Here is a 25,353-nt window from a genome sequence, read left to right on the forward strand (position 1 = left end):
CGCGGCTCCTCAACCCGCTTATGAACACAGAAGGGAGGCGTTATGGCTAGTCAAGACTGGTTCGACAAGGACTTCTACAAGGTGCTGGGCGTCTCCAAGGATGTGACGCCGGCAGAGCTGAAGAAGGTCTACCGAAAGCTGGCCCGCAAGTATCACCCGGATTCCAACCCGGGCGACGCGGGAGCCGAGGCGAAGTTCAAGGAGATCAGCGAGGCGCACTCCGTGCTGAGCGACCCCGAGCAGCGCAAGGAGTACGACCAGATTCGGGCGATGGGTTCGGGTGCCCGCTTCACCGCGCCCGGCGGCGGCCAGGGCGGCGGCGGCTTCGAAGACGTCTTCGGCGGCATGTTCGGCGGGCCCGCCGGCGGCCAGCGCGGCTACACGTTCCAGCAGGGCGGCGGCGGTTTCGACGACATTCTGGGCGGCATGTTCGGCGGCGGCCGCTTCGGCAACTCCACGGGCGGGTTCCGCGGCGCGGCCGGGCCGACGCGCGGGCGCGATGTTGCGGCATCCACGACCCTGGATTTCGTGACGGCCACCAAGGGCGACACGGTGCACCTGCAGACGGCGGATGGCCGACCCATCAACGTGAAGATCCCAGCCGGCGTTGCCGACGGGCAGAAGATCAAGCTGCGCGGCAAGGGCGAACCGAGCCCGGACGGTGGGCAGGCCGGAGACATCGTATTGACCGTGACCGTACGCAAGCACCCGGTGTTCGAGCGGGATGGGCTGAACCTGCGCGTCAACGTGCCGGTCACGTTCGCCGAGGCGGCGCTGGGCGCCACCATCGAGGTGCCGACGCTGGCCGGTGACCCCGTGCGGTTGCGCGTGGCGCCGGGCACCCCGAGCGGGCGCGTGCTGCGCGTGAAGGGCCGCGGCGTCGAGACGGCGAAGGCCACGGGCGACCTGCTCGCGGTCGTGCAGATCGCGGTTCCGTCGCATCTGTCGAAGGATGCGGAGGAGGCGCTCAAGGCGTTCGCCGACACGCTCCCGGCCGAAAACCCGCGGGACGAGCTCCTCGCCAAGGCGCGCGGGTAGGGTTCTGGCATGTTCGAGAACGGCATGGACGAGCACGCGAAGGTCTTCGCCATCGCCGTCGCTGCCGAGCTCTCTGGCATGCACCCGCAGACGCTGCGGCAGTACGACCGGCTGGGGCTCGTCAGCCCCGGTCGCACGGCGGGCAAGTCGCGCCGTTACTCGATGCGCGACGTCGCGAAGCTGCGCGAGATCGCGCACCTGAGCGCCGAGGGCATCTCACTCGAGGGAATCCGCCGCGTGATCGAGCTGGAGGATCGCGTGAACGCGCTGTCCACTCGCGTGCGCGAACTCGAGGCCGCGCTCGCCGACGAGTTGCTCAACCGGCCGGGTCGGCGCGTGTTCGCGGCCGGCACCGAGGGCGATGTCATCTCGGTGAAGGCGGGCACGCGCATCCGCCGCTCGAATCAAGTGGTCGTCTGGCGACCGCTCGACCGGCACTGACACACGCCGCAGCGCCCCTTTCGTACCCATGAGTGGGGGTGAATTCTTGCACCTCTTCTCGCATACCATGGTGTCAGTTACAGCAACGGTTTGCAGAGGGGTGCAGGGGGAAGTGTCGTGAACAGACTCACCAAGGGAATCATCGCGGGTGCGGCGGGCATCATTCTCTTAGGCGGAGGGGCGACCTTCGCGCTGTGGAATGACAGCGCGACGGCAGGCGACGGCACCATCACTTCGGGAACGCTGAGTCTCGCGCCGAAGGCGGGCGGCGGCTGGAGCGACATCTCCACGGGGACTCCGGTCGCCATCGCCGACCTGACCAACTACCTCGTTGTTCCCGGCGACGTGCTTCAGTTCACCAAGGATTACACGATCAACGCGACGGGAGACAACCTCGAGGCGACGCTGTCTGTCGTCGATCCCGTCACCTCGTCGACGGACCCAGACCTGAAGACCGCATTGCAGGTCACGAGCGCGTTCACTGGCGCGGCCAGCGGCGACACGATCACCGACGCCGATAATGCCAAGACGGTGACAGCCACGGTGACCGTGACGTTCCCGGAGGGCTCGGTTACCAACACGGTCGCGCAAGCTCAGTCGATCGATCTTTCCGGCACCACGGTGACGCTGCAGCAGAAGTCCCGCACCCCCTAAGCGCATCATGGTCGGCGGCACGCGGTGAAACGCGTCTGGGGTCTCGTCATTGGGGCAGTCGTGGTGGCCGGCGTCGGGGCCGGCACCACTCTCGCACTGTGGAACAACTCGCAGACGTCCGGTGCGGCGACCCTGAAAACAGGGGTCCTCACCGTTGCCGTCGGTGGTCAATCCACGTATACGGTGGGCCCGCTCTCTGCGCTCTACCCCGGGTCGGTCGTGCCGTTCCGCTTCACGGTCAACGGCGCGGCATCCGGCCACCTGGGGCTCACGGCTTCCATGCAGTCGGTGAGCCTCGCCGACCCGTCGCCGCAATCAGCGGCGCTCTTCAACGCGATGACCGCACAGCTCTACGTGCAGACATCTCCCTCTGATTCGTGCACATCTTCCGCCACTCCCACCGGTACGCAGTTGTACGGGTCGTCGGGCGCATTCGCGCCGCTGAATTCGATGATGACCGCTCCGAACATCCTCATTCCCGTGGGCGCAGGAATGAGCCAACCCGATCACACGGCGCGCGCATCCGCATATCTGTGCATGCGACTCTCGCTGCCCGCCGCAACTCCCGCGACAATCGGCGGCGTAAACATCAATGATGCGACCACGTCATTCCGCATCGTCGTGACCGGGCAGGGGGTTCGATGAAGGGGCGGGCGTCGAGAGGGCGCAGCCGGTCGCGATTGCACGCAGTGGCAGCGGCGATCGTGGCGGTCGCGATGCTCGCGGTGGCGGCACCGGCATCCGCTCAATGGTCGTCAACGGCAACGGCAGACGTGAGCGTGAGCGCCGGCTACCCGCAATTGCTGGGCGGCAACTGGCTCACCTGCCGCGGGCCGGAGACGTACCAGAACTACGTGAACAGCATTGGTGGCGACTTCAAAGCGGTCGCGAATGCCGTGCCTGCGATCAGCAGCTTCATGGTCTACCGCACGATCGCGGGAGTGACCACCTCGAACCTGTGGTCGACCACGACACCGGCGCCCGTGAACGACCAGAACCAACTCAACTACATGTTTCACGACGTGGGCGGCGCGTTCTACAACTGGCCGCCGGTCGGTTCGCCGATGACTGTGTGGGTGCGGCCGATGTACCAGAACGGGTGGCTTGGGCCTGCCAGCAACTCGATCACCGTTCTGCGAGCCTCGGGAACGCTGGTGCTGACATGCACAGCGTGATCGAGGCGACGACGGATGCCGTGCGCACCCGCGGGCGGCTGCGCACGGACACGGGCCCGGCGACGACATCGGCGCGCCACCGCCGGCGCACACCGCTGCGACGAGCGGGGCAGGCGGCACTGTGGGCGGTGTTCGCCCTTGTGATGGTGGTACTCGCCGCCGTCGTCGTGCTGCCTCGCGTTCTCGGGGCCGTGCCGCTCGCGGTGTTGACCTCGTCAATGGAACCGACGCTGCCGCCGGGCACGCTCGTTGTCTCGCAGCCCGTTGAGACGGCGCAGCTGAGGGCAGGGGACGTCATCACCTTCCAGCCCCACTCCGGTGACCCGATGCTCATCACCCACCGCATCATTGCGCTCGGGTATCGAGCAGACGGCGAGCTCACCTTCACGACCCGCGGTGACAACAACAGCCAGCCCGACAGCCCGATCGTCGCAGATCAGGTGATGGGCAAGGTCATCTACAACGTGCCGTATGTCGGCTACGCGACGCGCGCGTTCAGTGGGGAGCAAGGATGGGTGGTGTCAGTCGGCGGCGCGCTTCTCATCGCGTACGCGGTGTTCACGCTGGTAGGCGCCCTTCTCGAGAAGCGGTACCGACGGTCGGCTGAGAGGTGAACGAAGCGAAGGGGGTGTGGCGCACCACGGCGGTGGCGCTGCTCGCGCTCGCATTGTGGGCTTCCAGCGGTGCGGGCGCATTCGCATCAACGCACACGTCCGATTCTTCGGCCACGCCTTCGCCCACTGCCACCGGGAGGCCTCTCGCCCTCAGCAGCGACGGGGTTACCTGGTCGCACGATCTCACCACGCTGTTCCCCGCTGCAGTCATGATTCCGGGCGATTCCCAATCGGCACGCTTCTTTGTGCGCAACGACGCGGTTGGCGCCGCCGTGCTGAACGTGGCGCTCGCGGATGTCGACGCGACGGCGCCGCTCAATGGCGCGTTCTTTCGCTCATTACGCGTCGGCGTCGCCATCGCCGGAGCGCCAGGCGCGCAGCGCACCTTCACCTCGGCCGCGACCGCGGCCTCTCTGGCGCACGCCGAGTTGGGCAGTGGCGACGCCGTGCCGGTGCTCGTTTCGATCGAGCTGCCGGCGTCGGCACAAACCTCTGCACAGCTAACCCAGTCGGTGACATTCGCTGTGCATGTGACGCTGGGCGAGCAGGAGGCCGTGATACCGGCAGTCGACCCCCCTGCACAGCGGAATGATGGCGGGGCATCGCACGCGGACGTCTCGCTGTTGTCAAAGACCGGGGTGGATGCCGCGGGCCTTCCCTGGGCGCTCGGCGCCGTCGTCGCGGGGCTGCTGCTGGTGCTCTTCGCCCGTTTGCGACGGCGCCGAGACGCTCGGCTCAGCGCAGCGGAAGGGTGGTCGCTGCGAGCCGCTGCCAGTTCCGCTCGCGCTCGGCACGAGCCATGCGAGCCTGATGCCGCCGGGCGAGTTCTGCCCGGTGCTCCACCGAGAGCGTGAGTGGTTCACTCGGCTCGTCGGCTGACGGCGGATGCTCGAGGGTGAGGTCACGAAGCGTAGACATGTCGGATGTTCCTTTTGGGGTCGTTGGCGCGCGAGGGCGCACGAGAGCGCGCGGGAGCGCAGAAGGCGCGCAGGGGCGTCGCGAGGCGCGACGGGCGCGATGAGGAAGGCCGCGTGACGTGCGGAACGCCACGGCGACCGACGACGGCAGAGCGACGTCGTCAGACAAGAACCGGCACAGGCAAGAACCGGCTCAGACGAGGACCGGCACCGAGGCCGGTCGAGAGGCTCCGAGAGCTACGCGGGCAGCATGCCGGGGAACCCGTGCAGCGCGTGTGCAATTGCGGACATGAACGGCCCCCTTTCGTGTGTCTTGTGAGAAAAGCCTCACCCACAGTAGCGGGGCTCGCTTACGGGGCACAAGAGGCAATTCGGCCGGGCACGGGCGGCAGGGGCCGCATCCGCTATGTGACGCTTTATTGCGCGCACAGTTCTCCCGCGCCTACGCGGCCCTCACTATAGGAGAATGCCTCGCCAGATCCGTTTCAACGCGTTCGACATGAACTGTGTGGCCCACCAGTCCTCCGGGCTGTGGCGTCACCCCGACGACCGCTCGCGCACGTACAAGGACCTCGCGTACTGGACCGAGCTCGCCAAGCTGCTCGAGCGCGGCAAGTTCGACGGCATCTTCATCGCCGACGTGCTCGGCACGTACGACGTGTACGGCGGCAGCAACGAGGGCGCGATCCGGCACGGCGCGCAGGTGCCCGTGAACGACCCCATGATGCTCGTCTCGGCCATGGCATACGTCACCGAGAACCTGGGCTTCGGCATCACGGCCGGCACCGCGTACGAGCACCCGTACCCGTTCGCCCGCCGCATGACCACGCTCGACCACCTCACCAAGGGCCGCGTCGGCTGGAACGTCGTGACCGGCTACCTGCCCTCGGCCGCGCGCAACATGGGCCACGACGACCAGATGGAGCACGACGACCGCTACGACTACGCCGACGAGTACCTCGAGGTGCTCTACAAGCTGTGGGAGGGTTCGTGGGAGGATGACGCGGTCGTCGCCGACCGCGAAACCGGCGTCTTCACCGACCCGAGCAAGGTGCACGAAATCGGGCATCAGGGCAAGCACTTCACGGTTCCCGGCATCCACATCTCTGAACCAAGCCCGCAGCGCACGCCGGTGATCTTCCAGGCGGGCGCATCCTCTCGGGGAATCGCCTTCGCCGCCGAGAACGCCGAGGCCATCTTCGTCGCCAACTCCACCAAGGAGGGCCTGAAGGCCACCGTCGCCAAGCTGCGCGACGCGCTCGAGGCCGCCGGTCGCGACCGCTATTCCGCCCGCATCTACACGCTGCTCACGGTGATCACCGACGAGACGCCCGAGAAGGCGCAGGCGAAGTTCCAGGACTACCTGAGCTACGCCAGCGCCGAGGGCGCGCTGGTATTCATGTCTGGCTGGATGGGCGTCGACCTCTCGCAGTACGGCCTCGACGAGCCGATCGGCAACGTGAAGAGCAACGCCATTCAGTCGGTCGTCGCCAACTACCAGGCCGCCAACGCGGAGGGCGGCGAATGGACGGTCGGCGACATCGGCACGCAGGGCGCGATTGGCGGCCTCGGCCCGTACATCGTGGGCAGCGGTGAAGAGGTCGCCGACATGCTGCAGGAGTGGGCCGAAGAGACGGATGTCGACGGGTTCAACCTGGCCTACGCGATCACTCCCGGTACGTTCGAAGACATCGTCACGCACGTGGTGCCGGTGCTGCAGGCGCGGGGCGTCTACCAAACCGAGTACACCGAGGGCACGCTGCGCAACAAGCTGCAGGGCGCGGGCGACCGGCTGCCCGACACGCATCGCGGGGCGCGCTACCGGGTGGGGGCGGCTGCGGCTTCGTTGGTCGAGTAGCGCGAAGCGCGCATCGAGACCTAGCCTTACCCGGTGCCCCCGTTCACCTTCGACGCCCTTCGCCGATGGCCCGACGTCGAGGCCCCGAACCTGCACGCGGTCGACGCTGCGGACCGGCTCATTCTCGACACGGCCGCTGGGGCGCTGACGGATGCCGGAGCAGCCGGCATCGTCGTCATCGGCGACCGGTACGGGGCGCTCACGCTGGGAGCGGCGTCGCTGCGTGGCGAGGCCGCATCGGAGTCCGGCGGCATCCGCACCCACCAGGACCCGCTGAGCGGTGAGCGTGCGCTGGCCGCCAACGCGAAGGCGCTGGGGCTCGAGGGCTCGTACCGTTCCCTTCCGCTCGGCGTGGAGCTGCTGGATGGCGCCCGCGTGGTGCTGCTGCAGCTGCCGCGCAGCCTGGCCGAGCTCGACGAGATCGCCTGGCAGGTGGCGCGGCATGCGGCATCCGATGTGCAGGTCTTCGCCGGCGGCATGCTGAAGCACATGACGCGGGGCATGAACGAGGTTCTCGGCGCGCACTTCGGCGACGTGAGCGCCGGGCTGGCGCGGCAGAAGGCCCGCGTGCTCACGGCCCGCGGGCTCACGGCCCGAGGGCCGAAGCTCGACGAGGAAGACACGGTCTGGCCCGTGCGCGAATGGCACGACGACCTCGCGCTGTGGGTGTGCGCGCACGGTGGCGCGTTCGCCGGCACCGCCGTCGACATCGGCACGCGATTCCTGCTCGAGTACCTCGACCAGGCCGCGCCCGCTGCCCGCTCGGCCATCGACCTCGGCTGCGGAACCGGTGTGCTGGCGACGGCGCTCGCTCTGCGACGGCCCGGTGTCAGCGTGCTGGCGAGTGACCAGTCTGCGGCGGCCGTCGCATCCGCTCGGGCCACGGTGGAGGCCAACGGCGTCGCCGACCGCGTGAGCGTCGTGCGCGACGACGCGCTCAGCGCGCAGCCCGACGCCTCGGCCGAGCTGATTCTGCTGAACCCGCCGTTCCACGTGGGCGCCTCGGTGCATGCCGGCGTGGCGTTGCGCCTGATCGCGGATGCCGCGAGGGTTCTCGCGCCCGGTGGCGAGCTCTGGTGCGTCTACAACTCCCACCTCGGCTATCGGGGGCAGCTCGAGGCGCTGGTCGGGCCGACGCGGCAGGTGGGACGCAATGCGAAGTTCACCGTGACGGTGTCGCAGAAGATCCCGGTGTCGCAGACGGCTCTCTAGCCGGCCTGCCCGGGAGCGCGAGCGAGATGATCACGCCGACCGCGGTGAAGCCGATCGCCCACCAGAAGGTCTGCTGGAACGCGGCGCTCGCGGTGGCCGTGGCCGCCGTCATCGCGCCGGTGAGGATCACCGCGAGCACCGCCGTGCCGAACGATCCGCCGGCCTGCTGGGCCACGCGCGTGATGATGCTGGCGTCGGGCACCTCGTGCCGCGCGAGCCCGCGGAAGCCGAGCGCCATCAGGGGCACCGTGACCGTGCCGAGACCGATGCCGCGCACGAACAGGGCGGCCATGAGCATCCACTCGTTCGTGTGGGCGTCGGCGAACGCGAACGGAACGGTGCCGAGCAGCACGATGAGGAACCCGCCGACGACGAGCCAGCGCGCGCCCATGGTGTCCGAGAGTCGGCCGGAGAGCGAGCGGGAGGCGAGCGTGCCCAGCCCCTGCGGAATGAGCAGCAGGCCGGCTTGAAGCACCGTCGAGCCGCGCAGCTGCTGGAAGTACAGCGGCATCAGCAGCATGGCCCCGTAAAGCGTGACGCCAGAGAGGAAGAGCAGCAGAGAAGCGGATGCGAGGGGCCAGTGCCGCAGCAGCTGCAGGTCGACCAGGGCTCGCTCGCGGCGGCGCAGCGCCCAGGCGACGAAGGCGGCGAGCAGCAGGAGCCCGACGACCATCGGGCCGAAGGCGTCGGCGCGGGTGAAGGCCCCGGGCTTGCTGGCGTTCGAGAGGCCCCAGAGCACACCGACGAGGCCGGGGGCCATGAGCAGGAACCCGACGACGTCGAGCGGCAGCCGCTTCACGGGGCCGTCCTTCGGCAGGTAGATGACGGCGAGGATCAGGCCGGCCACGCAAAACGGCACGTTGACCCAGAACATCCAGGACCAGTGCAGGTGCTGCAGAATGATGCCGCCGACGACCGGGCCGAGAATGGGGCCGAGCACGGCGGGCAGGCTCACGACCGACATGATGCGGCCGAGGGCGCGCCCGCCCGCCGCCTGCATCACCATGGTCGACATGAGCGGCAACAGCAGGCCGCCGCCCACGCCCTGCACGACGCGGAACGCGATCAGGCTGCCGGCACTCCACGCCAGGCTCGAGAGCACCGAGCCGGCGAGAAACAACGAGAGGGCCGCCAGCCAGAGACGCTTGCCGCCCAGCATCCGCTGTGCCCAGCCTGCGATCGGCACAGTGACGGCCAGCGCGAGCAGATAACCTGTGCTGACCCACTGGATCGTGGCCACCGAGACGTGCAGATCGTGCGCGAGGGTGTGCAGGGCGACCGCGACGATGGTCGTGTCGAACAGCACGGCGAGGCCGCCGACGAGTATGGTCCAGACGGTGCGCCACACGGCGGGGTCGACCGTGGTGGTTTCGATCTTCTGATCGAGCATCGGTCCTCCTTAGAGTCACTCTGTACACTAAAGAGTAGGACGTGAGGATAAGAAACACAATGTCTCTTAAAGACGATGCCCAGGTTCCGAGGCGGCGGCGCGGGGCGGCACTCGAGAACGCGCTGCTCGATGCCGCGTGGGACGAGCTCGCGGAGAAGGGCTACTCGGACTTCACGATCGAGTCGGTGGCAGAGCGGGCCAAGGCGAGCCGTGCCGTCATCTACCGACGGTGGCCCACCAAGCCCGATCTGGTGCGCGCGGCCGTGACGCACGTCGGCCGCAAGGAGCACGTGGTGATCCCGGATACCGGCTCATTGCGCGACGACATGGTCGAGCTGCTGCAGCGCTCGAACCGCTCGCGCGCACGGCTCGGCATCATGATGATGCTGCAGCTCTCCGGCTACTTCGCCGAGACCGGAACCGCCCTTTCCGATCTGCGCGAATCGCTCCTCGCGGGGCGCAGCAACGCGGTCGAGACGATCATTGCGCGTGCCGTCGAACGGGGCGAGGTCGACCCGTCGAGACTGACCCCGAGGGTCGTCTCGGTACCGTTCGACCTGTACCGGCAGGAGCTGCTGCTGACCCTGAAGCCGGTCACGGAGGAGGTGAGCGCCTCCATCGTTGACGAGGTGTTCATGCCCCTGGTCGTCACTCGCGCGACCCGATCTCGCTGATCGGCGCGGTGCGCATGGTCGACCGTGTCGCCAACGCCAGCGCGATCATCGCGAGCACGCTCAGCGAAGCGACGATCGCCACGGTCGTGACGGGTGAGATGCCGGGCAGCGGCTGGCCCGAGATGCCGAGGCTGATCCCGACCAGCGGCGGGGCGGCCAGCAGCACCCCCAGCACCGCGGCGATCACCGCGACCATGATGGACTCGGCGCGCATCATCGAGCGCACCTGGCGTCGCGTCGCGCCGAGCAATTGCAGCAGCGCGAACTCGCGGCGGCGCTCACCGGTTGCCATCACCAGTGTGTTGACGACCGCGATGGCGATGTAGCCGAGAATGACGACGAGAGCGATGAGATTCACCGCACTATTGGCGTCGCGGGCGCCGTCACCGACCGCGTCGAGCCCGTCTCGGGTCGTCACGGTGAAGCCGGCATCGGCCAAGGCCTTCTGCACCTGCGCGCGCTGGCCGGGCTGTGTGCTCACCAGAACGTAGTTGCTGAGCCCGGTCGTTGTGTGTTCGCGCAGCGCCGCGTTGGCCATAGTGACGTCTCCGAAGCCGAGGCCCCTCGTGTAGATGGCGACGACGCGTGCGTCCACTCGGGTTCCGTCGCCGAGGTGTTCGTGCACGGTGTCGCCGACATGCGCTCCGGCGGCCTGCGCCGCATCCGTGCTCAATGCGACGGTTTGTATGCCCTTCAGGGAATGTAGGGAACCGGCGACCATGTCGAGGTCGAGGGTCGATGCATCAGTCGAGGGGTCCACCCCCTGCGCGGCGTACTGCTGTGACGACGGATCGCCGAGAAGCACGTAGCTGAGGGTCACGTCGCTGAGCGCAACCGGATTCGCTGCCTGCACTCCGGGCGCGCGGGCGATAACCGCCGCGCCGTCGCCGGATATGCCGGATGCGCCTCCCGCGACCACGAGGTCTGCGGTGAGGCCTGCGTGGGATTGCGCGCTTGCCTCGGTCGCGACGATCTGGCCCGTGCCGACCTGAACCAGGCCAAGGCCGATGCCCAGTGCGATGGGGATGATGGCTGCCGCGAGCCGTCGCGAGTTGCTGCGCGCGTTGGTGGCCGCGAGAAACGCCGACGGCGACGGCGACCGCCTGAGGGGCCCACCGAAGACCGCCATGGCGATGCGCACCAGGCGTGGCCCGAGCAGGCCCGCGGAGATGAGCAGGAGCAGAAGGGCGGCCGCCGGGCCGGTGACGGCGATCGCTCCCTGCACAACGAGGGGCATGGCGCTCGCAAGCAGGCCGACGATGCCGAGCACGATGCCGGTGGTGGTGCGACCCCGGCCCAGTCGCGCTGGCGTGGTCGACGCCTCGCGCAGGGCCTCGATCGGGTTGATCCGTGCGGGACGTCGAGCGGCGACCACGGCGGCGAGCAGAGCCGCCGCGACGACGAGCACGATGGCGCCGAGCGCCGGGATCGGACTCGAAGCGAGGGCGAAGTCCGCCGGGATCACCCCGGCCTGAGCGAAGCCGAATCGCATCGCGCTCGCCAGCAGGTAGCCGGGTGCCGCGCCGATCAGCGCTCCCGCGCCGGCGATGACGAGCACTTCCCTGACGACAAGGTGAATGATCTGCAGGGGTGTTGCGCCGATCGCACGCATCAGCGCGTAATCCCGCCTTCGGCTCTGGATCGACAGTGACAGCGTGCTCGCGACGACGAAGAGGGCGATCAGGATGGCCGTGCCGGCAAACGACGACCCGATGGCGACGAGGGTTCCTCGTGCGACACCCACGTCGAGAAACTCGGCGTTGCCGCGCTGATCACCGGTGTAGGTGGCGACGTCGGGAATGCCGGTGCGGATCTCGCCAGCCAGCTGGTCCGGCGAAACGCCGGGGCGTGCGAAGACGCCCACGACGCTCGGCGCGCCGCCCAGCGGAGCCAGAGCGGATGCCGCGGCGTCACTCAGGAACACGTGTTGCGCGCGCGCGGGCTGCTCGGCCGTGGCGGCGGCGGCGATCCCGACCACGCGGTAGCGGGCGGGAACACCGCCGTGGCGCAGGGTGATGGTAGCGCCGACCTCGGTGCGTGTCGCTGCCGCCCCGGTGACGACCACCTGGTCCGGTGCCTGTGGCGCATGCCCGTGAACCAGACGGTACGGGGTGAGCGCGGCGGAACTCCAGCCGTGGGCCTCAACGGGCGACCCCGCCCAGGCCAGCGGCGTCGTCGTGTCGGCGACGACCCGAGCCGCGGCAGGAAGCTGCCGGAGCGCCGCGAGCGCATCGGCGGGGAGCGGGACGCGCTCGTTCAGCGGTACGGTCACGCCCTCCGCGGTGTCGAACGACTGCTGTGCGCCCACCATCACGTCGGCGGCCGAGTAGCGCTCGGGGTGCACGCCACCGCGGATGCCGGACTCAATCAGAATGCCGAGCCCGGTCGCGAGCATGGTGGCGGTGAGCACGGCCACGAAGACGCCCACGAACGAGCCCTTATGCTGGCGGATCGCCGCCCTGACCAACGTGTTCACCATTCCCCCAGACCGGACATCTGGTCGATGATCTGCTGCGTCGTCGCGCCGTCCTGGTAGCCGACGAACGCGCCGTCGGCGAGGTAGATGACGCGGTCCGCATGGGAGGCGACGACCGGGTCGTGGGTGACCATGACGACGGTCTGGTTCAGTTCACGTGTCATCTGCGCGAGCAGCTCGAGCACCTGGCGACCCGTTCGCGAGTCGAGCGCGCCGGTCGGCTCGTCGGCGAAGACGGCATCCGGTCGCGTGATCAGCGCGCGCGCGATGGCGACCCGCTGCTGCTGGCCGCCGGAGAGTTCTGCAGGTCGTCGATCGCGCAGCTCGCCGAGGCCGACCGCCCGGATGATGCGGTCGAGCCAGGCCCGATCCACACGGGTGTGGGCGAGCATCAGGGGGAGCGTCACGTTCTGCTCGATCGTCAGCGCTGGCAGCAGGTTGTAGGCCTGGAAAATGAAGCCGACGTGTTCGCGACGGAACCTCGCGAGCCGGTTGGCGCGCATCCGGGAGATGTCGGTGTCGCCGATCCAGACGGAGCCGCTTGTGGGGGTGTCGAGCCCGGCTGCCGTGTTCAGGAAGGTGCTCTTTCCCGAGCCTGATGGGCCCATGATCGCGGAGAACGATCCACGCGACAGCGTGAGATCGATGCCTCTCAATGCCATCACCGCCGAGGCTCCCGTGCCGTACCTTTTGACGACCGCCTCGAGACGCAGCGCCTGTCGTGTGCTCGACTGGGCCCGGGGAGGCGACGTCTCGATGCTCGTGTTGATGTTCATAGTCATTGACGCTACGAATGTGGGCCCGGCAGCGCGCTCCCGCCCGCCACCGTCTTAATGGTGTAGCTGGCTCTACCGCCTTGCCGCGGGTACTACGGCAGACTGAACGGATGAGCCGCGCACGAGGTCGACGATGGTGGCGCGCGCTGCGCCACCTGGTGGTCGAACTCGGCGCCGGCCTCACGTCGCTCTTCTTCCTTCTGGTCGCCCTCGCCCTGGTGCCCGTGCTCGTGCTCAGCGGCGGAACTCTCGTCGTGCCTCTGATCGTGCGGCCGCTGCGCTGGTGGGCGCTGCTCGCTCGCGAGCGAAGCGAGCGCTATCGCGGCAGGCCGATCAGTTCTGCGTACCGACCGATCCCAGACTCTGCGACGTACGGCGAGTTGATGCGCCTCGCCTTCTCCCGCTCAACCGGGCGCGACCTGGTGTGGCTCGTCGGCGACGCCGTGATCGCGCCGCTCGTGAGCCTTCTGACCATTGCCCTGCCGCTTGCCGCCGTCAACGCGCTGCTCGTGCCCGCGTATTGGTACCTCGCCCCCGCGAACGATCCGATTGCCAGCCCGTTCCCTGTCACGTCGTGGGCGGCGGCCGCGTGGTCGCCGCTTGTGGCCCTCGGCTACGCACTCGCCGCCTGGTGGCTCGTACCGGGCGTCGCCTCCGTGCTGACCCGGGCGCAGGCGGCGATGCTCACCCCGGGCCGAAACGAGGTGCTGGCCGAACGCGTCACGGCACTCACCGCCAGCCGGGCGGCCGCACTGGACGCCCACGCCGCCGAGCTGCGACGCATCGAGCGCGACCTGCACGACGGGGCGCAGAACCGCCTGGTCAGCGTGGTCATGATGCTGGGCATCGCGGAACGATCGCTTGAAACCAACCCGCAGAGCGCGCTGCCGCAGCTGCGCCGCGCGCGAGAAGCGGCGACGGATGCGCTGGCCGGCCTCCGCACGACCGTGCACGACATCTGCCCGCCGATCCTGCAGGAACTCGGGCTCGAAGGCGCGCTCTCCTCTGTGGCCGGCCGCTCGGCCGTGCCGTGCTCGCTGCACGCCGAGGGCCTGCATCGGGTTCCGTCGGCGGTGGAGTCCGCGAGCTACTTCATCGTGGCCGAGGCCGTGACGAACCTCAACAAACACAGTGAGGCGACGCAGGCGACGATCTCTCTCGAGACCGACGCGTCCGAGCCGGCCCAACGGTTGCTGATCGTCGTCGAAGACAATGGACACGGCGGGGCGACCGAACGCCCGGGAGGCGGCATCGCGGGAATCCGGCGCCGTGCCGAGGCGTTCGAGGGAACGCTCGAGGTGACCAGTCCGGTCGACGGGCCGACGAGGATGAGGGTGGAGCTGCCGTGCGGGTGGTGATTGCGGAAGACGACGCGCTGCTGCGTGAGGGCCTCGCCCTGCTGCTGCGCAGCGAGGGGTTCGACGTGGTGGCGGCGGTCGACAACGCGGACGACTTTCTGACACTGCTCGACGACACGGATGCCGCGGTTCTCGACGTGCGGATGCCGCCGACGTTCACGAACGAGGGCCTGAAGGCGGCAGAGACCGCACGGCAGCGGCGCCCCGGGTTCCCCGTGCTGGTGCTGTCCGCTTACGTGGAGGACCGCTACGCGGCACAGCTACTCGCCGAGGGCGCGGGCGGTCTCGGCTATCTGCTCAAGGAGCGCGTCGGCAAGGTGACGGAGTTCACCGACGCGCTGCGACGAGTCGCCGAGGGCGGCACGGTGATGGACCCCGAGGTGATCTCGCAGCTGCTGAGCCGGCGGCGAGCGGACGACCCGATTCGCACCCTCACGCCGCGCGAGCATGAGGTGCTCGGGCTCATGGCCGAGGGACTCGACAACGACACCATCGCGGCCAGGCTCGTGGTGACCGAGACGGCCGTGAGCAAGCACATCGGCAAGATCTTCATGAAGCTCGGCCTCTCGACCAGCGACAGCGGGCACCGCCGCGTGCTCGCGGTTCTGGCGTACCTGAGAACCTGAGAACCTGAGCCGCGGTCCTCGAGAGCTCTCGGCTCAGATCGAGATCGCGCCGGTCGCCACCGCGATCACGCCCACGATCGCGCCCGCGATGACGAGGCCGCACAGCGCCGCCTCGGCCGGCCGGAAGAGCCGCAGCCGGCGCTCGCGGCGGGCGATGACGTACAGCACCGTGCCGGGAGCGTAGACGATCAAGGCCAGCAACAGGAATGTCGGGCCTGCCGCAACGAGCAGGAAGAGTGTGTATGCCGTGGCGAGGCATCCGATGATCAGAGCGGATGCGCGCGGTGTCGCCTCGCGGCGGCTCAGCGCGAGCTTCAGCGCGTATGCGGCGCTCAGCAGGTATGGCACGAGGCACAGCGAGCTGCACAGGTCGAGCATGAACGTGAAGGCGTCGTCGGAGAAGAGAGCGACGACGAGTAGCAGCTGCACGAGGCAGCTCGTCAGAAGTACGGCGTAACGCGGGGCGCCCCGGCGGCCGATGCGCGTGAGAAAGCGGGGCGCATCCCGGCTGATGGCGGCGTTGTAGAGAACTTCGGCGCCCATCAGGGTCCAGGCGAGGTAGGCGCCGAGCACCGAGACGATGAGGCCTACGCTGACCAGCGCGCGCCCCCACGGGCCGACCACCGCGTCGAGCACGCCCGCGACGGAGGGCTGGCGCATACCCGCGAGGTCGGCCGCGGGTGCGACGCCGAATGACAGGATCGACACGAGAGCGAACACCGCGAGCACGCTGAGAAAGCCGAGCACGGTGGCTTTGCCCACGTCGCTGCGGCGCCGGGCGTAGCGCGAGTACACGCTTGCGCCCTCGACGCCGAGAAAGACGAAGACGGTGATGAGCATGGTGGATTTCACCTGGTCGATGAGGCCGGCTGCGCTGGCGGCTGCGCTGCCCGCTGCGCTGCCGACTGTGCTACTGCCCGCGCCGCTGCTGCCCGCGCCGCCCTGCCACAGGTTGCCTGCGAACACGTGGCCGCTGAATCCCACGATCGCGACGATGAGAATGAAGAGAGCGATAGGCACGAGCTTGGCGATCGTCACGATCACGTTGATGACAGACGCCTCGCGGATGCCGTGCAGCACGAGAGCGTGCACGATCCAGACGCACGCCGACGATCCCGCGATGGCGAGAACTGTCGAGCCCTCGCCGAGGGCGGGGATGACCTCTCCGAGTGTGGAGCCGATGAGGATCCAGTAGGTCGCGTTGCCAGCGCAGGCGCTGGCCCAGTAGCCGAACGCCGAGAAGAACCCAACGTAGTCGCCGAAGCCCGCCTTCGCGTACGAGTAGACGCCGGCGTTCAACTCGGGCTTTTGCACGGCGAGTCGTTGGAAGACGAGCGCGAGCATGAGCATGCCCGTGCCGGCGATGGCCCACACGATGCACGTTCCGACGACACCGGTCTGCTTCGCGAAGTTGCTTGGCAGCGAGAAGACGCCCGCGCCGACCATGGAGCCGACCACCATGGCGGTGAGCGCGATGACCGGCAGCTGCCTGCGCGCGGCCCCTTCGGGTGCCGCCGTTGTGGTCGCTGCCGAGTACTCGCTCACAGGTTTCTGTCTACCCCTGAGCGGATTTTCCGTCGCCTGTTGCTACCGATATGAACAAGCGTTTATAATACCGAACATGCGTTCACAAGGGGATGACCGAACCGCGAAGGCGGTGATTCTGCACGAGGCGATGCGGCTGTTTGCGGCGCGCGGTGTCGATGGGGTGACGGTGCGCGAGGTTGCTGCGGCGGCATCCGTGTCGCCTGCGCTGGTGATGCAGCACTACGGCAGCAAGGATGGGCTGCGGGCCGCGGTCGATGACCGGGTGCTCGAGCGGTTCAGTGAGATGATCGGGACGGTGACGGGTGACGGGCCGGCGTCGTCGATTCTGGAGGCTGCGGCGACGTTCTTTCCGCCGGGGTCGCCGTTGCCGGAGTATCTGGGGCGGATGCTGGTGGGTTCGGGTTCGGGTTCGGGTTCGGGTTCGGGCTCGGGTTCGGAACCGGACGCGGGCGCAGAAATGTTCCGGCGCCTGTTCGAGGCGGCCCAGCGCGGGCTGGACGCGATGGTCGCGTCGGGCTCGGCCGCGCCGGGGCAGAACCCGGCGGCTCGAGCGGCGTTCCTGCTCGTCAACGACCTCGGGGTGATCATGCTGCGCCGTCGGGTGCAGCAGGTCGTGGGCTTCGACCCGCTCTCTGCCGACGGCATCGAGGTGTGGGGGCGCGAGTTGCTGGCGATCTATTCGAAGGGGTTGAGCGGATCATGAGTGACACGGAGCGGGGGTTCTACAAAGAGCACGGGCGATCGGATGCCGCCAAGCTCGTGCTCCTCGGCCTCAATCTGGCGGGCGTGCTCGTGGGTGCGTGGCTGCTGTTCGGCGGCGCCCGAGTCTTCGGTGGCGGCCCGCTCTTCGGCGGCGCTCCGCTCTTCGGAGGACTCTTCCAACAGGCTGAGTCGGTTCGGCGCGTGCTGATCGTGACGTGTTCGTTCGTGTACTTTCTGCGCATCATCATGACCACGTACGTGATGGTCAAGCGCAGGGTCTCGTATGGAGAGGGGTTCGGGGTGGGGCTGTGGATCGTCGCGATCCATCTCACCATGGCGTGTTTGGGCGGTATGAACACGACGCCAGTCGGTGCCGCAACCTGGTGTGGAGTGGCGCTTTATGTGATCGGATCGGCCACGAACACGGCATCCGAGTATCTGCGCAAGCGGTGGAAGGACGACCCCTCGCACGCGGGCAAGCTGTACACGGGAGGGCTCTTCCGCTTCGCCGTGCACATCAACTACTTCGGCGATGTCGTTCTATTCTCGGGGTTCGCCCTGGTCACCGGCGTTGTCTGGGCGTTCGTGATCCCGGCACTGATGGCCGCGCTGTTCATCTTCGTGAACATCCCGATGCTTGACCGCCACCTGGCCGAACACTACGGCGAGCCGTTCGAGCGCTATCGACGTCGTACCGCGAGGTTCGTGCCCTTCGTGTACTGATTTCGCCGCTGATCTCGATCTCGCTCCTGGCTGGCCGCGAGCGCGGGCGTGCATCAGAACGGCGGCGGATCGGTGTCGTGCGTCACGCCGCTGGGGCTCGTGAACTGAACCCCGCCAGCCGGAGTTCGCGACAGCGCCCACCGCGTATTGTGCTTCACCCGGTGATGGTGTCGGCAGAGCGGTGCCAGGTTGTGGATGCTCGTGGTGCCGCCCTGCTCCCAGGCGTCGCTGTGGTCGATGTCACACGCGTCGGTCGGTCGAGCGCATCCCGGGAATGTGCAGGTGCTGAATCGGGCGGCCACAAGCCGCTTGAGGTCTGCCGGCGGGCGGTAGCTCGTGCGGTCGACGGTGATTACGGCGCCGTTGACAGGATCGGTGAGCACTCGGTAAAGGGATGGCGCCCGGCCGCAGAGCCGCCGGGCGGTGACGGGGTCGATGGGGCCGTAGCCCTCGAGCGTTGCCGGCTGCGTTGGCAGGTGAGAGCCGGTCGGCTCGAGACCCAGGAACGCCGCGGGGATGGGCGCGGGGGCGGAGTGATGCGCGGCCCCGTTGCTGTTGCGATTGCGATCTCTCTTGCTCGTGCGATGGCGATCGCGCTTGCTCTTGCTTTGGCCGTTGCCGTTGCCGTCGCCGTCGCCGTCGCCAAGCAGTGTGAGCACCGGCACGGTGACGTTCACGACGGCTCGCACCTCGTGCGCGGTGCCGTCGCCGGTGAGTAGGTCGGCGGCCACATCTGCCTTCAGCTGAGCGAGAGTTCGCTCTTCTCGCCTTAGGCCGGCCAGGTTCTGGGCGTTCGCGGTGATCCTGGCCATGGCCCGATAAGCGACGTCGGCCGGAATGTGCGCGCCGAACCACGCCATGCCGTCGGCCGCCGGATCCACCCAGACTCTGCGCTCGGCCTTCGCTCGCCGGTGCCGCTCGGCGAGAGGCTCGTCGTGAAGCTTCTCGCGGAGGCTCCGCGCCTTTATACGCAGTTTTACGGGAGTCAGCGCGGGGGCCAGGGCGGACATCGACTCGTCGAATGCCTGCAGAGCCTGCCGAGCGAAGGCGGGGTCGACGCCTGGTGCGTCGGGGTCGGGAAGCGTCGACGCCTGCTCGACGATGATGCGGACCTTGGCGTACGAGATCGAACCCTCGGCAAACCCTTCGCGCACCCGAGGCAGACGAGTCTGCAGAAGCCTGCCTGTCTCCGCATACCGGTTCACGGTCGCCTCGGAGACGCCAAGCTCGACAGCCAGCTCAGCAACGGCGGCACGCCTCACGAACTCGGCCGATTCTCGACCTTGCCGCGCGAACGGGCCCACGAACGCTTCGGGTGAGGCCTGCGCGGCGTCGAGAGCCTCGCAGACGGCATCGATCTGACACGACATCGCTGCGGCGGCGTTCGCAGCGGCCGCCGTCGCCTTCACCATTGCGAAGACGAAGTCGCGTTCACCGCCTATCTCGCTGCTGCGGTCATCCCCACGCTCGAAAGCGGGAAGCTCTGGCGACGAGACTCGACCGCGCGCGCCGGCAACCAGGAACGCCGCCTCGATCTCGAGCAGGCTCGAATCATGTTCGACGAAAACGTCGATCGCGGTGCCGCCTGCTGTCTGCATGCCTCAAGTACACACCCGACCACCGACATTCTGAGGGCCGATCACGCAGCTGGGGAAAACCCGATGAGAGGTTGAATTGGGGAGGATGAGGGAGCTTAAGAGGAGGGGAGCGGAGATGAGGAAGCGCCGAACGGGGACAGCGAGGAAGGATGCGTGCGCCCGTTCGTCGCCAGCTGCGCCGTGAGCCACCCCAGAACGAGGTCGCGCAGATGCGCGAGCTCGTCATCCGTCAGCTGATGGCCTCGAGCGATGCCGTGCCACGTCTCAATGCAACCACGGCAGCAGGTGGCGGTTGCGTGCTGGGCCACGAACACCGGATGCCCCCGCCACGGGGTCTGCCTACCGTCTTTGAGGGGTCTCGCGGCGCCGACACGGGTGGTCAGAAGGTGCGTGGCGTGCTCGCCGATGGTCTGCCGGCCGCGCTCCCGCAGGTAGGCGAGGTCGCGGGCGTCGAGCGCGAACCGGGATCGGAACGACGACCGGCCAAGCCGCCGGAGTGTGCGTGTGACGACGGCGTCATTCACGGTGCTGCGTCGGTCGCGACGGCGAAGGTGAGTTGCGCGAACGGTCCGCTCTGCGTCAGGCCGGTGAGCCGCATGCTGGGCGGAGTGATCGCGCGCGGGAGGAGCGGTGCGCCTGCGCCGAGCGTGACGGGCGCGACGCTGACGACGATCTCGTTCAGAAGCCCCAGGTCGTGAAACTGGCCTGCCAGGTCGCCGCCGCCGACGATCCACAGGTTCAGGCCGGCCGCGGCGGCCGCCATCTCGGCATGCACGCGCCCGACGTCTCCCGATACGAAGCGGATGTCTGCTCCCGACACCGCGTGCAGGTCGCGATGCGTGAACACCCACGTCGGCTGGCGGTACGGCCACGCGTTGCCGGCGTCGAGGTGGTGCTCGAGCATCCATTCGTATGTCGTGGCGCCCATGGCGACGGCGCCGATCGTGGCAATGAAGGCGTCGTAGCCATGGCCAGCGTCGAGAGACGCGGAGTCGTCAGGCGAGCGATCGTCAGGCGAGCGATCGTCAGGCGAGTCTGCGTCAGCCGCGGCGTCGGCCGCGAAGAGCCACTCGAGCGAGTTGTTCTCGTCGGCAATGTAACCGTCGAGGCTGGTCGCCGTGTAATAGACCGTCTTCATGCATGACACTCTGGCCGCCGCCACCGACATCCGTGGTTATCCACAGGGCAGAAACGGGAGGGGACCGCCGCTGTTAGCGTGGGCGCTCGGCGGAACGGGCGGGTAGCGGAGGGGTGTGAGAGACGGATGCGGGCTGCGCGTATTCACCTCGATGGCGACGCCGCGGCGCACATCGCGACCGTGATGGATGCGGCCGGGTCCGACGCGGCGACGGCCGCAGCCTCGGCGCGGGCGGCGTTTGCCGAACTCCTCGACACGGCTCGGGCGTGCCCTGCGCTCGTCGCGGCATTGAGCGCGTTCGAGCACGCGCGGGCCGGCCACGGTGCCGCGATCGGCGAGCACTTGGGCGAGGCGGGGCAATCCGTCACGACAGTGCTTGCGATGTTCGAGCGGGCCGATTCTGAACTCGGCCACGCCGCAGAGATCGGCGCCTGATGTTCTCCGCGATCAGCGAAGCGGATGTCGCCCAGCTCGGCTTCTCGCCCGAATCTCTCGACGAAGCCGCCCTCCGCTACGCAGCGCAGGCCAGCAGGCTCGAGGAGGCGGCGATGACGGGATCGCGAGCGTGGTCGGCGCTGCCTGACGCGGTCGCCGTGCCGCAGACGACCGCGCTCATGCAGGGGTGGGTGTACCCGGCCGCTGACCACGCGGCCGAGCTGCGTGGCGCCGCTCAACAGCTGCGCGCGGTCATCAGCGAGGCCCTTCCCGCGTTGCTGGCCCTGCAGCGCGAGCGCGCGTCGCTCGTCGAGCAGATCTTGCGGTTTCGTTGCCTCGCGCCGGGTGAGGGTTGGATGCGGGTTCCGCAGCTCGTCGCCGAGGAGGCGCAGTTGCGGCAGCGAGGCGCGATGTTCAACCGGGCGGTCGAGGAGTCGACGACGGCCCTGGCGCGACGCATTCTGGCGATCGGCGGCGGCGAGGATGGCAGGGCGGCATTCCCGCGCATCGGCACCGTGGTGCCAGCGGCGTCAGTGCGCTCGTTGCGGAACTCCGCTGATCAAGTGCAGAGCTTCTGGGCCGAAATCGGAGCGATCGGCGGAGCAGTGATCGGGGGCGCGCTTGCGGGAGGAATCGGCGGGGGAGGCCTCGGGCTGGAGATCGGCGGCGGAGCTGGCACGCTGGTCGAGCCGGGCGGAGGCACGATCGCAGGGGCTGGACTCGGGGCCGCGATCGGTGCGATAGCCGGAGTGGCCGTCGGTGCTGTTGGCGCCGGCATCGCCGAGAACATGAGATTGTTCAACGAAGCGCAGGGGGACGTGGGCGCGCCCTCTTCATCACGGAATGATTCGGCAAGTTCGGCCAAGACGGGAAGGGACATAAGAGAGCGTCTGAAGAAGCTTCCACGCGGGTCGAGGGACAGCATTCGTCTGGTGCCGGACGAATCGGCCCTCGACAACGAATACGCCGAAATAACGAAGGGCGCTCGACCCGCCAACTGGAAGGGACACGAAAAGGCAGTGGAACTCGACGACGGTACAAAGATTGGTATGCGCGAGAAGTCGAAATCTGGGGGGAAGACCATTGACATCGAATTCCCCGGCGCGGACAAGCACAGCAAGATTCACATTGGAGAGCCGAAATGAACGAGCCCGGCAAGCGATTGAGTGAGCGGACTGTCCTGGAAGAAGTGCTCGTAAGCATGCTTGACGATTGGGCAAGCCTGGGCTGGGTAACGTCGATCGTTGCGGACTCCGGGATCGAGGGCCGCCAGGACCGCCGCACCATGTCGCTCGGGATTGTGGCGCAGTTGCTGCACAGGGACTTGGCTGTGGCCGGTAGCTACGAAAGTAGCGCGGGTTTCGTGCCGTGGGCATGCAGCACTCATGAAGCGCTCGCACGCGTCGTTACCGAATGGTTTGCCGCCGGATTGAACAACGGCGATGATGGCCCCTGGGGCAGCATCTGGCTCGACGCCACGGGTGCAGGCGACGCAATCGCCCACGCTGCGCTGCTGCGCGAGAAGCAAGGCATCGCTGGATCGCCAGGAGACGCTCTACCGACGGACGATTCGCGTGAAGGGTCGACGGGATCTGCGTACGGACAGCGGACAGTCGTAGAAGAGTTGCTTGTAGGAATGCTGATCGACTGGGCCAGCCTCGGGTGGGTCGAATCGCATGCTGTTGGATTGGGCATAGCGAGCCGCGAGGACGGCCGAACGATGTCACTCGGGATCATCACGGAGTTCTTGTACCGCGATCTCGCTGTCGCAGGAGGATTGGAGGATGACGGCCGGTTCTACTCTTGGCAGGCAACCGCAGACGACACCATGGCGCGCATCGTTCGTGAATGGTTCGAAGTCGGTCTCGACTGGAGAACCAATGACTTCCGCGACACGATCTGGTTCAGCTCGACCGAGGCGGGAGACGCTATTGCGCGCGCGGTGCTCGAGCGCGAAGAGCGGCAGGAGAAGTAGAGGCGGCAGCGGGAGCACCGCCATCGAGGAACCCGTCGTGCGCGGCGATAGCCTGCGCGACGCCGGCCTGCTGTCGCGACGACAGCGGCTTCAGCGGCGTGATCTCCGGAGCCTCGCCAGCGGCCCTGGCGCTCTTCACCGAACGCCACGACGCGATCACCCTGCCCTCCTGCACGACTGAACGCAGGAAGATGCTCGTCTTGGGCGGGAACAGCAACTCGTTGTGCTCAGGCGGCAGGGCGAAGCGGCGGTAGTTCGGGCCGAGCAGGTACTCGTCGAAACCGGGAAGGGCGCGGAAGGCGGAGTCACGACGGCGGGGGAGCGCGGCAGCATCCGCTTGCGAACCCAAAGCCGAACCCAAAGCCGAACCCAAAGCCGATGCCACAACCCAGAACGTCTCGCCCTCGCACTCGAGCGGCTCAAGTTCGTCGGCCGCCAGCTCGAAGGCGCGGCGGGCGGTGGTGAGGGTGAGCTTGGTCCACCACTGGAAGTCCTGCACCTGGGCGGGGCCATGGCCGGCGAGGTAGCGCAGCACGAAACGCCGCAGCGCCTCGTCGGGGTCGACGGCCGGGGTGGGCGCGATCCACTCGTCGACGAGCACAAGCGCCTGCTGGGTGCGGTGCGGCGGCCCCCAGCAGATGAGGCCGGATTGCGCGAGGAAGAAGATGACCTGGTAGCCGAGCTGCCCCTCGGTCGGCACACCGGCGGCGGCCATCGCCTGGACGAACTCCTGCCGGCCGAGCGCTCCACCACCCGCGAGGTGCTGCACGGCAGCATCGCGGGCGCGATCGAGGGCGGCGCGGTCGAGGCCCATGCGCGCGAGGCGCGGCTCGACGGAGGCGAGCATGCGGCCGGCGGTGACCGACAGCATCCATCGCAGGTCGTCTGCGGCGGTGAAATGCAGGGTGCCGCGCATCGGGTACGAGCGAACGACGGTGCCGGCGGCGAGCGCGTCGAGCACCTGTTGCTGGGATGAGCCCGGTGCGCGCACCCCGAGCGCCCAGCAGCCGCCCGCGAACTCCTGCGCCTGCGTCGCGAGCATGCGACGCGCCGCCTCGAGCGGCGTGCTGAGGGGGCTGAAGGCGAGGCCCTGCGGCTTCAGGCGCAGCGCGATGAGTTCGCGGCGGGTGATCGTCGTCGTCACGCCTCGAGCCTAGGGGCAGCCACCGACGCTGCGGGCGGCGGGCGAAAGCCGAAAGATTGGTCCACTCGAATTCGCCACAACCGGCCTTCTGCCTGTGCCAGTCGCGGCCATAGCCTGAGCGCTATGACCTCGAGTTCTGCCGCATCGCCAGCCGCCACCAACAACACCCCGAACCTCACGGTGCGCCGCAAACGCGAGCGCCAATCCTTCGACCCGGCGGTGCTCGAGCAGATTCTCGCCGAGGGCCTCATCGCGCACGTCGCCATGGTGCGCGACGGCATGCCCATAGTGCTGCCCTACCTCTACGGCACCGGCGACCTCGGCGACGGCCGCGGCACCCAGCTGCTGCTGCACGGCTCGACCGGCGGCGGCCTCTTCCTCGACGCCGGGACCGAGGGCGTGCCGGTGTCGGTCGGCATCACCCACCTCGACGGGCTCGTCTACGCGCGCTCGCTGCACGACAGCTCCGCCAACTACCGAAGCGCCATGATCTACGGATGCGCCCAGCCGGTTCCCCTCGACCTGCGTCGGCGTGCTCTCTGGATCGTGGGCGAGCACCTCATGCCCGGCCGCCGCGCCGAGGTGCGCGAGATGACCGAGCGCGAGGTGGCGGCGACGCAGGTGCTCGCGGTGCCGCTCGACCACGTCAGCGTGAAGGTGCGGTGCGCCGGTACGGGCGAGACCGCCGACGACGGCGAGGACCACGGCGTCTGGGCCGGGGTGCTGCCGCTGTCGACGTGCGCGGGCGAGCCCATCGTGAGCGGCCTGAGCGACGCGGATGCCGCAGTGCCGCCGTCGGTCGCGGGGCTCGTTCGCACGCTCGACGGTCGCGCCGGCGCGAGCCGAGCGGCACAAGTCGCCGGTTCGCTGTAAGACGAGGG

26 protein-coding genes are annotated in these 25,353 nt (G+C 68.4%); 18 read left to right on the forward strand and 8 right to left on the reverse strand.

The window, feature by feature from the left end:
- The first annotated feature begins 42 nt into the window (after window positions 1-42).
- The 9 genes from OSC27_RS11390 (at window position 43) to OSC27_RS11430 (ending at window position 7,909) form a co-directional block, all read left to right on the forward strand.
- Window positions 43-1,038, forward strand: a complete 996-nt coding sequence (locus OSC27_RS11390) for a DnaJ C-terminal domain-containing protein (RefSeq protein ID WP_267181564.1) — start codon at window positions 43-45, stop codon at window positions 1,036-1,038.
- Between the two features lie 24 nt (window positions 1,039-1,062).
- Entirely contained in the window at window positions 1,063-1,479 is a 417-nt protein-coding gene (locus OSC27_RS11395) for a heat shock protein transcriptional repressor HspR (protein WP_267181743.1), read from the forward strand.
- 117 nt (window positions 1,480-1,596) lie between these two features.
- Window positions 1,597-2,133, forward strand: coding sequence for an alternate-type signal peptide domain-containing protein (locus OSC27_RS11400; RefSeq protein ID WP_267181565.1), 537 nt, complete (start codon window positions 1,597-1,599; stop codon window positions 2,131-2,133).
- Between the two features lie 24 nt (window positions 2,134-2,157).
- Window positions 2,158-2,778 carry a hypothetical protein gene (locus OSC27_RS11405; protein ID WP_267181566.1) on the forward strand — a complete coding sequence of 207 codons (621 nt, stop codon included), beginning with the start codon at window positions 2,158-2,160 and terminating at the stop codon, window positions 2,776-2,778.
- 44 nt (window positions 2,779-2,822) lie between these two features.
- Window positions 2,823-3,308, forward strand: a complete 486-nt coding sequence (locus OSC27_RS11410) for a hypothetical protein (RefSeq protein ID WP_267181567.1) — start codon at window positions 2,823-2,825, stop codon at window positions 3,306-3,308.
- A complete protein-coding gene (locus OSC27_RS11415) occupies window positions 3,296-3,922 on the forward strand; it encodes a signal peptidase I (RefSeq protein ID WP_267181568.1) in 627 nt (208 codons plus the stop codon). Before OSC27_RS11410 ends, OSC27_RS11415 begins: the two co-directional genes overlap by 13 nt.
- Window positions 3,923-4,131: 209 nt before the next feature.
- Window positions 4,132-4,776 carry a hypothetical protein gene (locus OSC27_RS11420; RefSeq protein ID WP_267181569.1) on the forward strand — a complete coding sequence of 215 codons (645 nt, stop codon included), beginning with the start codon at window positions 4,132-4,134 and terminating at the stop codon, window positions 4,774-4,776.
- Window positions 4,777-5,305: 529 nt separating this feature from the next.
- Complete coding sequence (locus OSC27_RS11425) at window positions 5,306-6,697, forward strand: LLM class flavin-dependent oxidoreductase (RefSeq protein ID WP_267181570.1); 1,392 nt, start codon at window positions 5,306-5,308, stop codon at window positions 6,695-6,697.
- 33 nt (window positions 6,698-6,730) lie between these two features.
- Window positions 6,731-7,909 carry a class I SAM-dependent methyltransferase gene (locus OSC27_RS11430; RefSeq protein WP_267181571.1) on the forward strand — a complete coding sequence of 393 codons (1,179 nt, stop codon included), beginning with the start codon at window positions 6,731-6,733 and terminating at the stop codon, window positions 7,907-7,909.
- On the opposite strand, the gene OSC27_RS11435 is transcribed toward OSC27_RS11430, so the two are convergent.
- A complete protein-coding gene (locus OSC27_RS11435; RefSeq protein ID WP_267181572.1) occupies window positions 7,860-9,299 on the reverse strand; it encodes a DHA2 family efflux MFS transporter permease subunit in 1,440 nt (479 codons plus the stop codon). The genes OSC27_RS11430 and OSC27_RS11435 overlap by 50 nt on opposite strands.
- A 59-nt stretch (window positions 9,300-9,358) precedes the next feature.
- On the opposite strand from OSC27_RS11435, the gene OSC27_RS11440 reads away from it, so the two are divergent.
- Entirely contained in the window at window positions 9,359-9,973 is a 615-nt protein-coding gene (locus tag OSC27_RS11440; protein WP_267181573.1) for a TetR/AcrR family transcriptional regulator, read from the forward strand.
- Here the strand turns inward: OSC27_RS11440 and OSC27_RS11445 are convergent.
- Both OSC27_RS11445 and OSC27_RS11450 read right to left on the reverse strand, forming a co-directional pair.
- A complete protein-coding gene (locus OSC27_RS11445) occupies window positions 9,948-12,452 on the reverse strand; it encodes an ABC transporter permease (protein ID WP_267181574.1) in 2,505 nt (834 codons plus the stop codon). The two genes, OSC27_RS11440 and OSC27_RS11445, sit on opposite strands and share 26 nt — an antisense overlap.
- Window positions 12,446-13,225, reverse strand: a complete 780-nt coding sequence (locus OSC27_RS11450; protein ID WP_267181575.1) for an ABC transporter ATP-binding protein — start codon at window positions 13,223-13,225, stop codon at window positions 12,446-12,448. The genes OSC27_RS11445 and OSC27_RS11450 overlap by 7 nt, the downstream gene beginning before the upstream one ends.
- A 110-nt stretch (window positions 13,226-13,335) precedes the next feature.
- On the opposite strand from OSC27_RS11450, the gene OSC27_RS11455 reads away from it, so the two are divergent.
- The gene (locus OSC27_RS11455; RefSeq protein ID WP_267181576.1) at window positions 13,336-14,583 is read left to right on the forward strand and encodes a sensor histidine kinase; all 1,248 of its coding nucleotides are present in this window, start codon (window positions 13,336-13,338) and stop codon (window positions 14,581-14,583) included.
- Window positions 14,571-15,209, forward strand: coding sequence for a response regulator (locus OSC27_RS11460; protein WP_267181577.1), 639 nt, complete (start codon window positions 14,571-14,573; stop codon window positions 15,207-15,209). Before OSC27_RS11455 ends, OSC27_RS11460 begins: the two co-directional genes overlap by 13 nt.
- Window positions 15,210-15,242: 33 nt before the next feature.
- Here OSC27_RS11460 and OSC27_RS11465 read toward each other — a convergent pair whose 3' ends face one another.
- A complete protein-coding gene (locus tag OSC27_RS11465) occupies window positions 15,243-16,754 on the reverse strand; it encodes a basic amino acid/polyamine antiporter (RefSeq protein WP_267181578.1) in 1,512 nt (503 codons plus the stop codon).
- Between the two features lie 76 nt (window positions 16,755-16,830).
- Between OSC27_RS11465 and OSC27_RS11470 the strand changes: the two genes are divergently transcribed.
- Together OSC27_RS11470 and OSC27_RS11475 are read left to right on the forward strand one after the other, a co-directional pair.
- Entirely contained in the window at window positions 16,831-17,460 is a 630-nt protein-coding gene (locus OSC27_RS11470) for a TetR/AcrR family transcriptional regulator (RefSeq protein ID WP_267181579.1), read from the forward strand.
- Window positions 17,457-18,182: a DUF1295 domain-containing protein gene (locus tag OSC27_RS11475; protein WP_267181580.1), complete on the forward strand. Its 726-nt coding sequence runs from the start codon at window positions 17,457-17,459 to the stop codon at window positions 18,180-18,182. Before OSC27_RS11470 ends, OSC27_RS11475 begins: the two co-directional genes overlap by 4 nt.
- A 53-nt stretch (window positions 18,183-18,235) precedes the next feature.
- Here the strand turns inward: OSC27_RS11475 and OSC27_RS11480 are convergent, their stop codons facing one another.
- From OSC27_RS11480 to OSC27_RS11490, 3 genes are all read right to left on the reverse strand, one after another.
- The gene (locus OSC27_RS11480) at window positions 18,236-19,780 is read right to left on the reverse strand and encodes an HNH endonuclease signature motif containing protein (RefSeq protein WP_267181581.1); all 1,545 of its coding nucleotides are present in this window, start codon (window positions 19,778-19,780) and stop codon (window positions 18,236-18,238) included.
- A gap of 95 nt (window positions 19,781-19,875) precedes the next feature.
- A complete protein-coding gene (locus tag OSC27_RS11485) occupies window positions 19,876-20,304 on the reverse strand; it encodes a DUF4186 domain-containing protein (RefSeq protein WP_267181582.1) in 429 nt (142 codons plus the stop codon).
- Entirely contained in the window at window positions 20,301-20,918 is a 618-nt protein-coding gene (locus OSC27_RS11490) for a dihydrofolate reductase family protein (protein WP_267181583.1), read from the reverse strand. The genes OSC27_RS11485 and OSC27_RS11490 overlap by 4 nt, the downstream gene beginning before the upstream one ends.
- Window positions 20,919-21,044: 126 nt before the next feature.
- Here OSC27_RS11490 and OSC27_RS11495 point away from each other — a divergent pair, with 126 nt between their 5' ends.
- The 3 genes from OSC27_RS11495 to OSC27_RS11505 all read left to right on the forward strand — a co-directional run bounded on the left by OSC27_RS11495 (window position 21,045) and on the right by OSC27_RS11505 (window position 23,328).
- A complete protein-coding gene (locus OSC27_RS11495; RefSeq protein WP_267181584.1) occupies window positions 21,045-21,353 on the forward strand; it encodes a hypothetical protein in 309 nt (102 codons plus the stop codon).
- Window positions 21,354-21,511: 158 nt separating this feature from the next.
- Entirely contained in the window at window positions 21,512-22,498 is a 987-nt protein-coding gene (locus OSC27_RS11500) for a hypothetical protein (RefSeq protein ID WP_267181585.1), read from the forward strand.
- Window positions 22,495-23,328 carry a hypothetical protein gene (locus OSC27_RS11505; protein WP_267181586.1) on the forward strand — a complete coding sequence of 278 codons (834 nt, stop codon included), beginning with the start codon at window positions 22,495-22,497 and terminating at the stop codon, window positions 23,326-23,328. Before OSC27_RS11500 ends, OSC27_RS11505 begins: the two co-directional genes overlap by 4 nt.
- On the opposite strand, the gene OSC27_RS11510 is transcribed toward OSC27_RS11505, so the two are convergent.
- The gene (locus OSC27_RS11510) at window positions 23,282-24,472 is read right to left on the reverse strand and encodes a winged helix DNA-binding domain-containing protein (protein WP_267181587.1); all 1,191 of its coding nucleotides are present in this window, start codon (window positions 24,470-24,472) and stop codon (window positions 23,282-23,284) included. The two genes, OSC27_RS11505 and OSC27_RS11510, sit on opposite strands and share 47 nt — an antisense overlap.
- 123 nt (window positions 24,473-24,595) lie before the next feature.
- On the opposite strand from OSC27_RS11510, the gene OSC27_RS11515 reads away from it, so the two are divergent.
- Entirely contained in the window at window positions 24,596-25,345 is a 750-nt protein-coding gene (locus OSC27_RS11515) for a pyridoxamine 5'-phosphate oxidase family protein (RefSeq protein WP_267181588.1), read from the forward strand.
- The last annotated feature ends 8 nt before the right edge of the window (window positions 25,346-25,353 follow it).

The sequence above is a fragment of the Microbacterium sp. STN6 genome (assembly GCF_026410545.1).
GTDB lineage: Bacteria > Actinomycetota > Actinomycetes > Actinomycetales > Microbacteriaceae > Root112D2.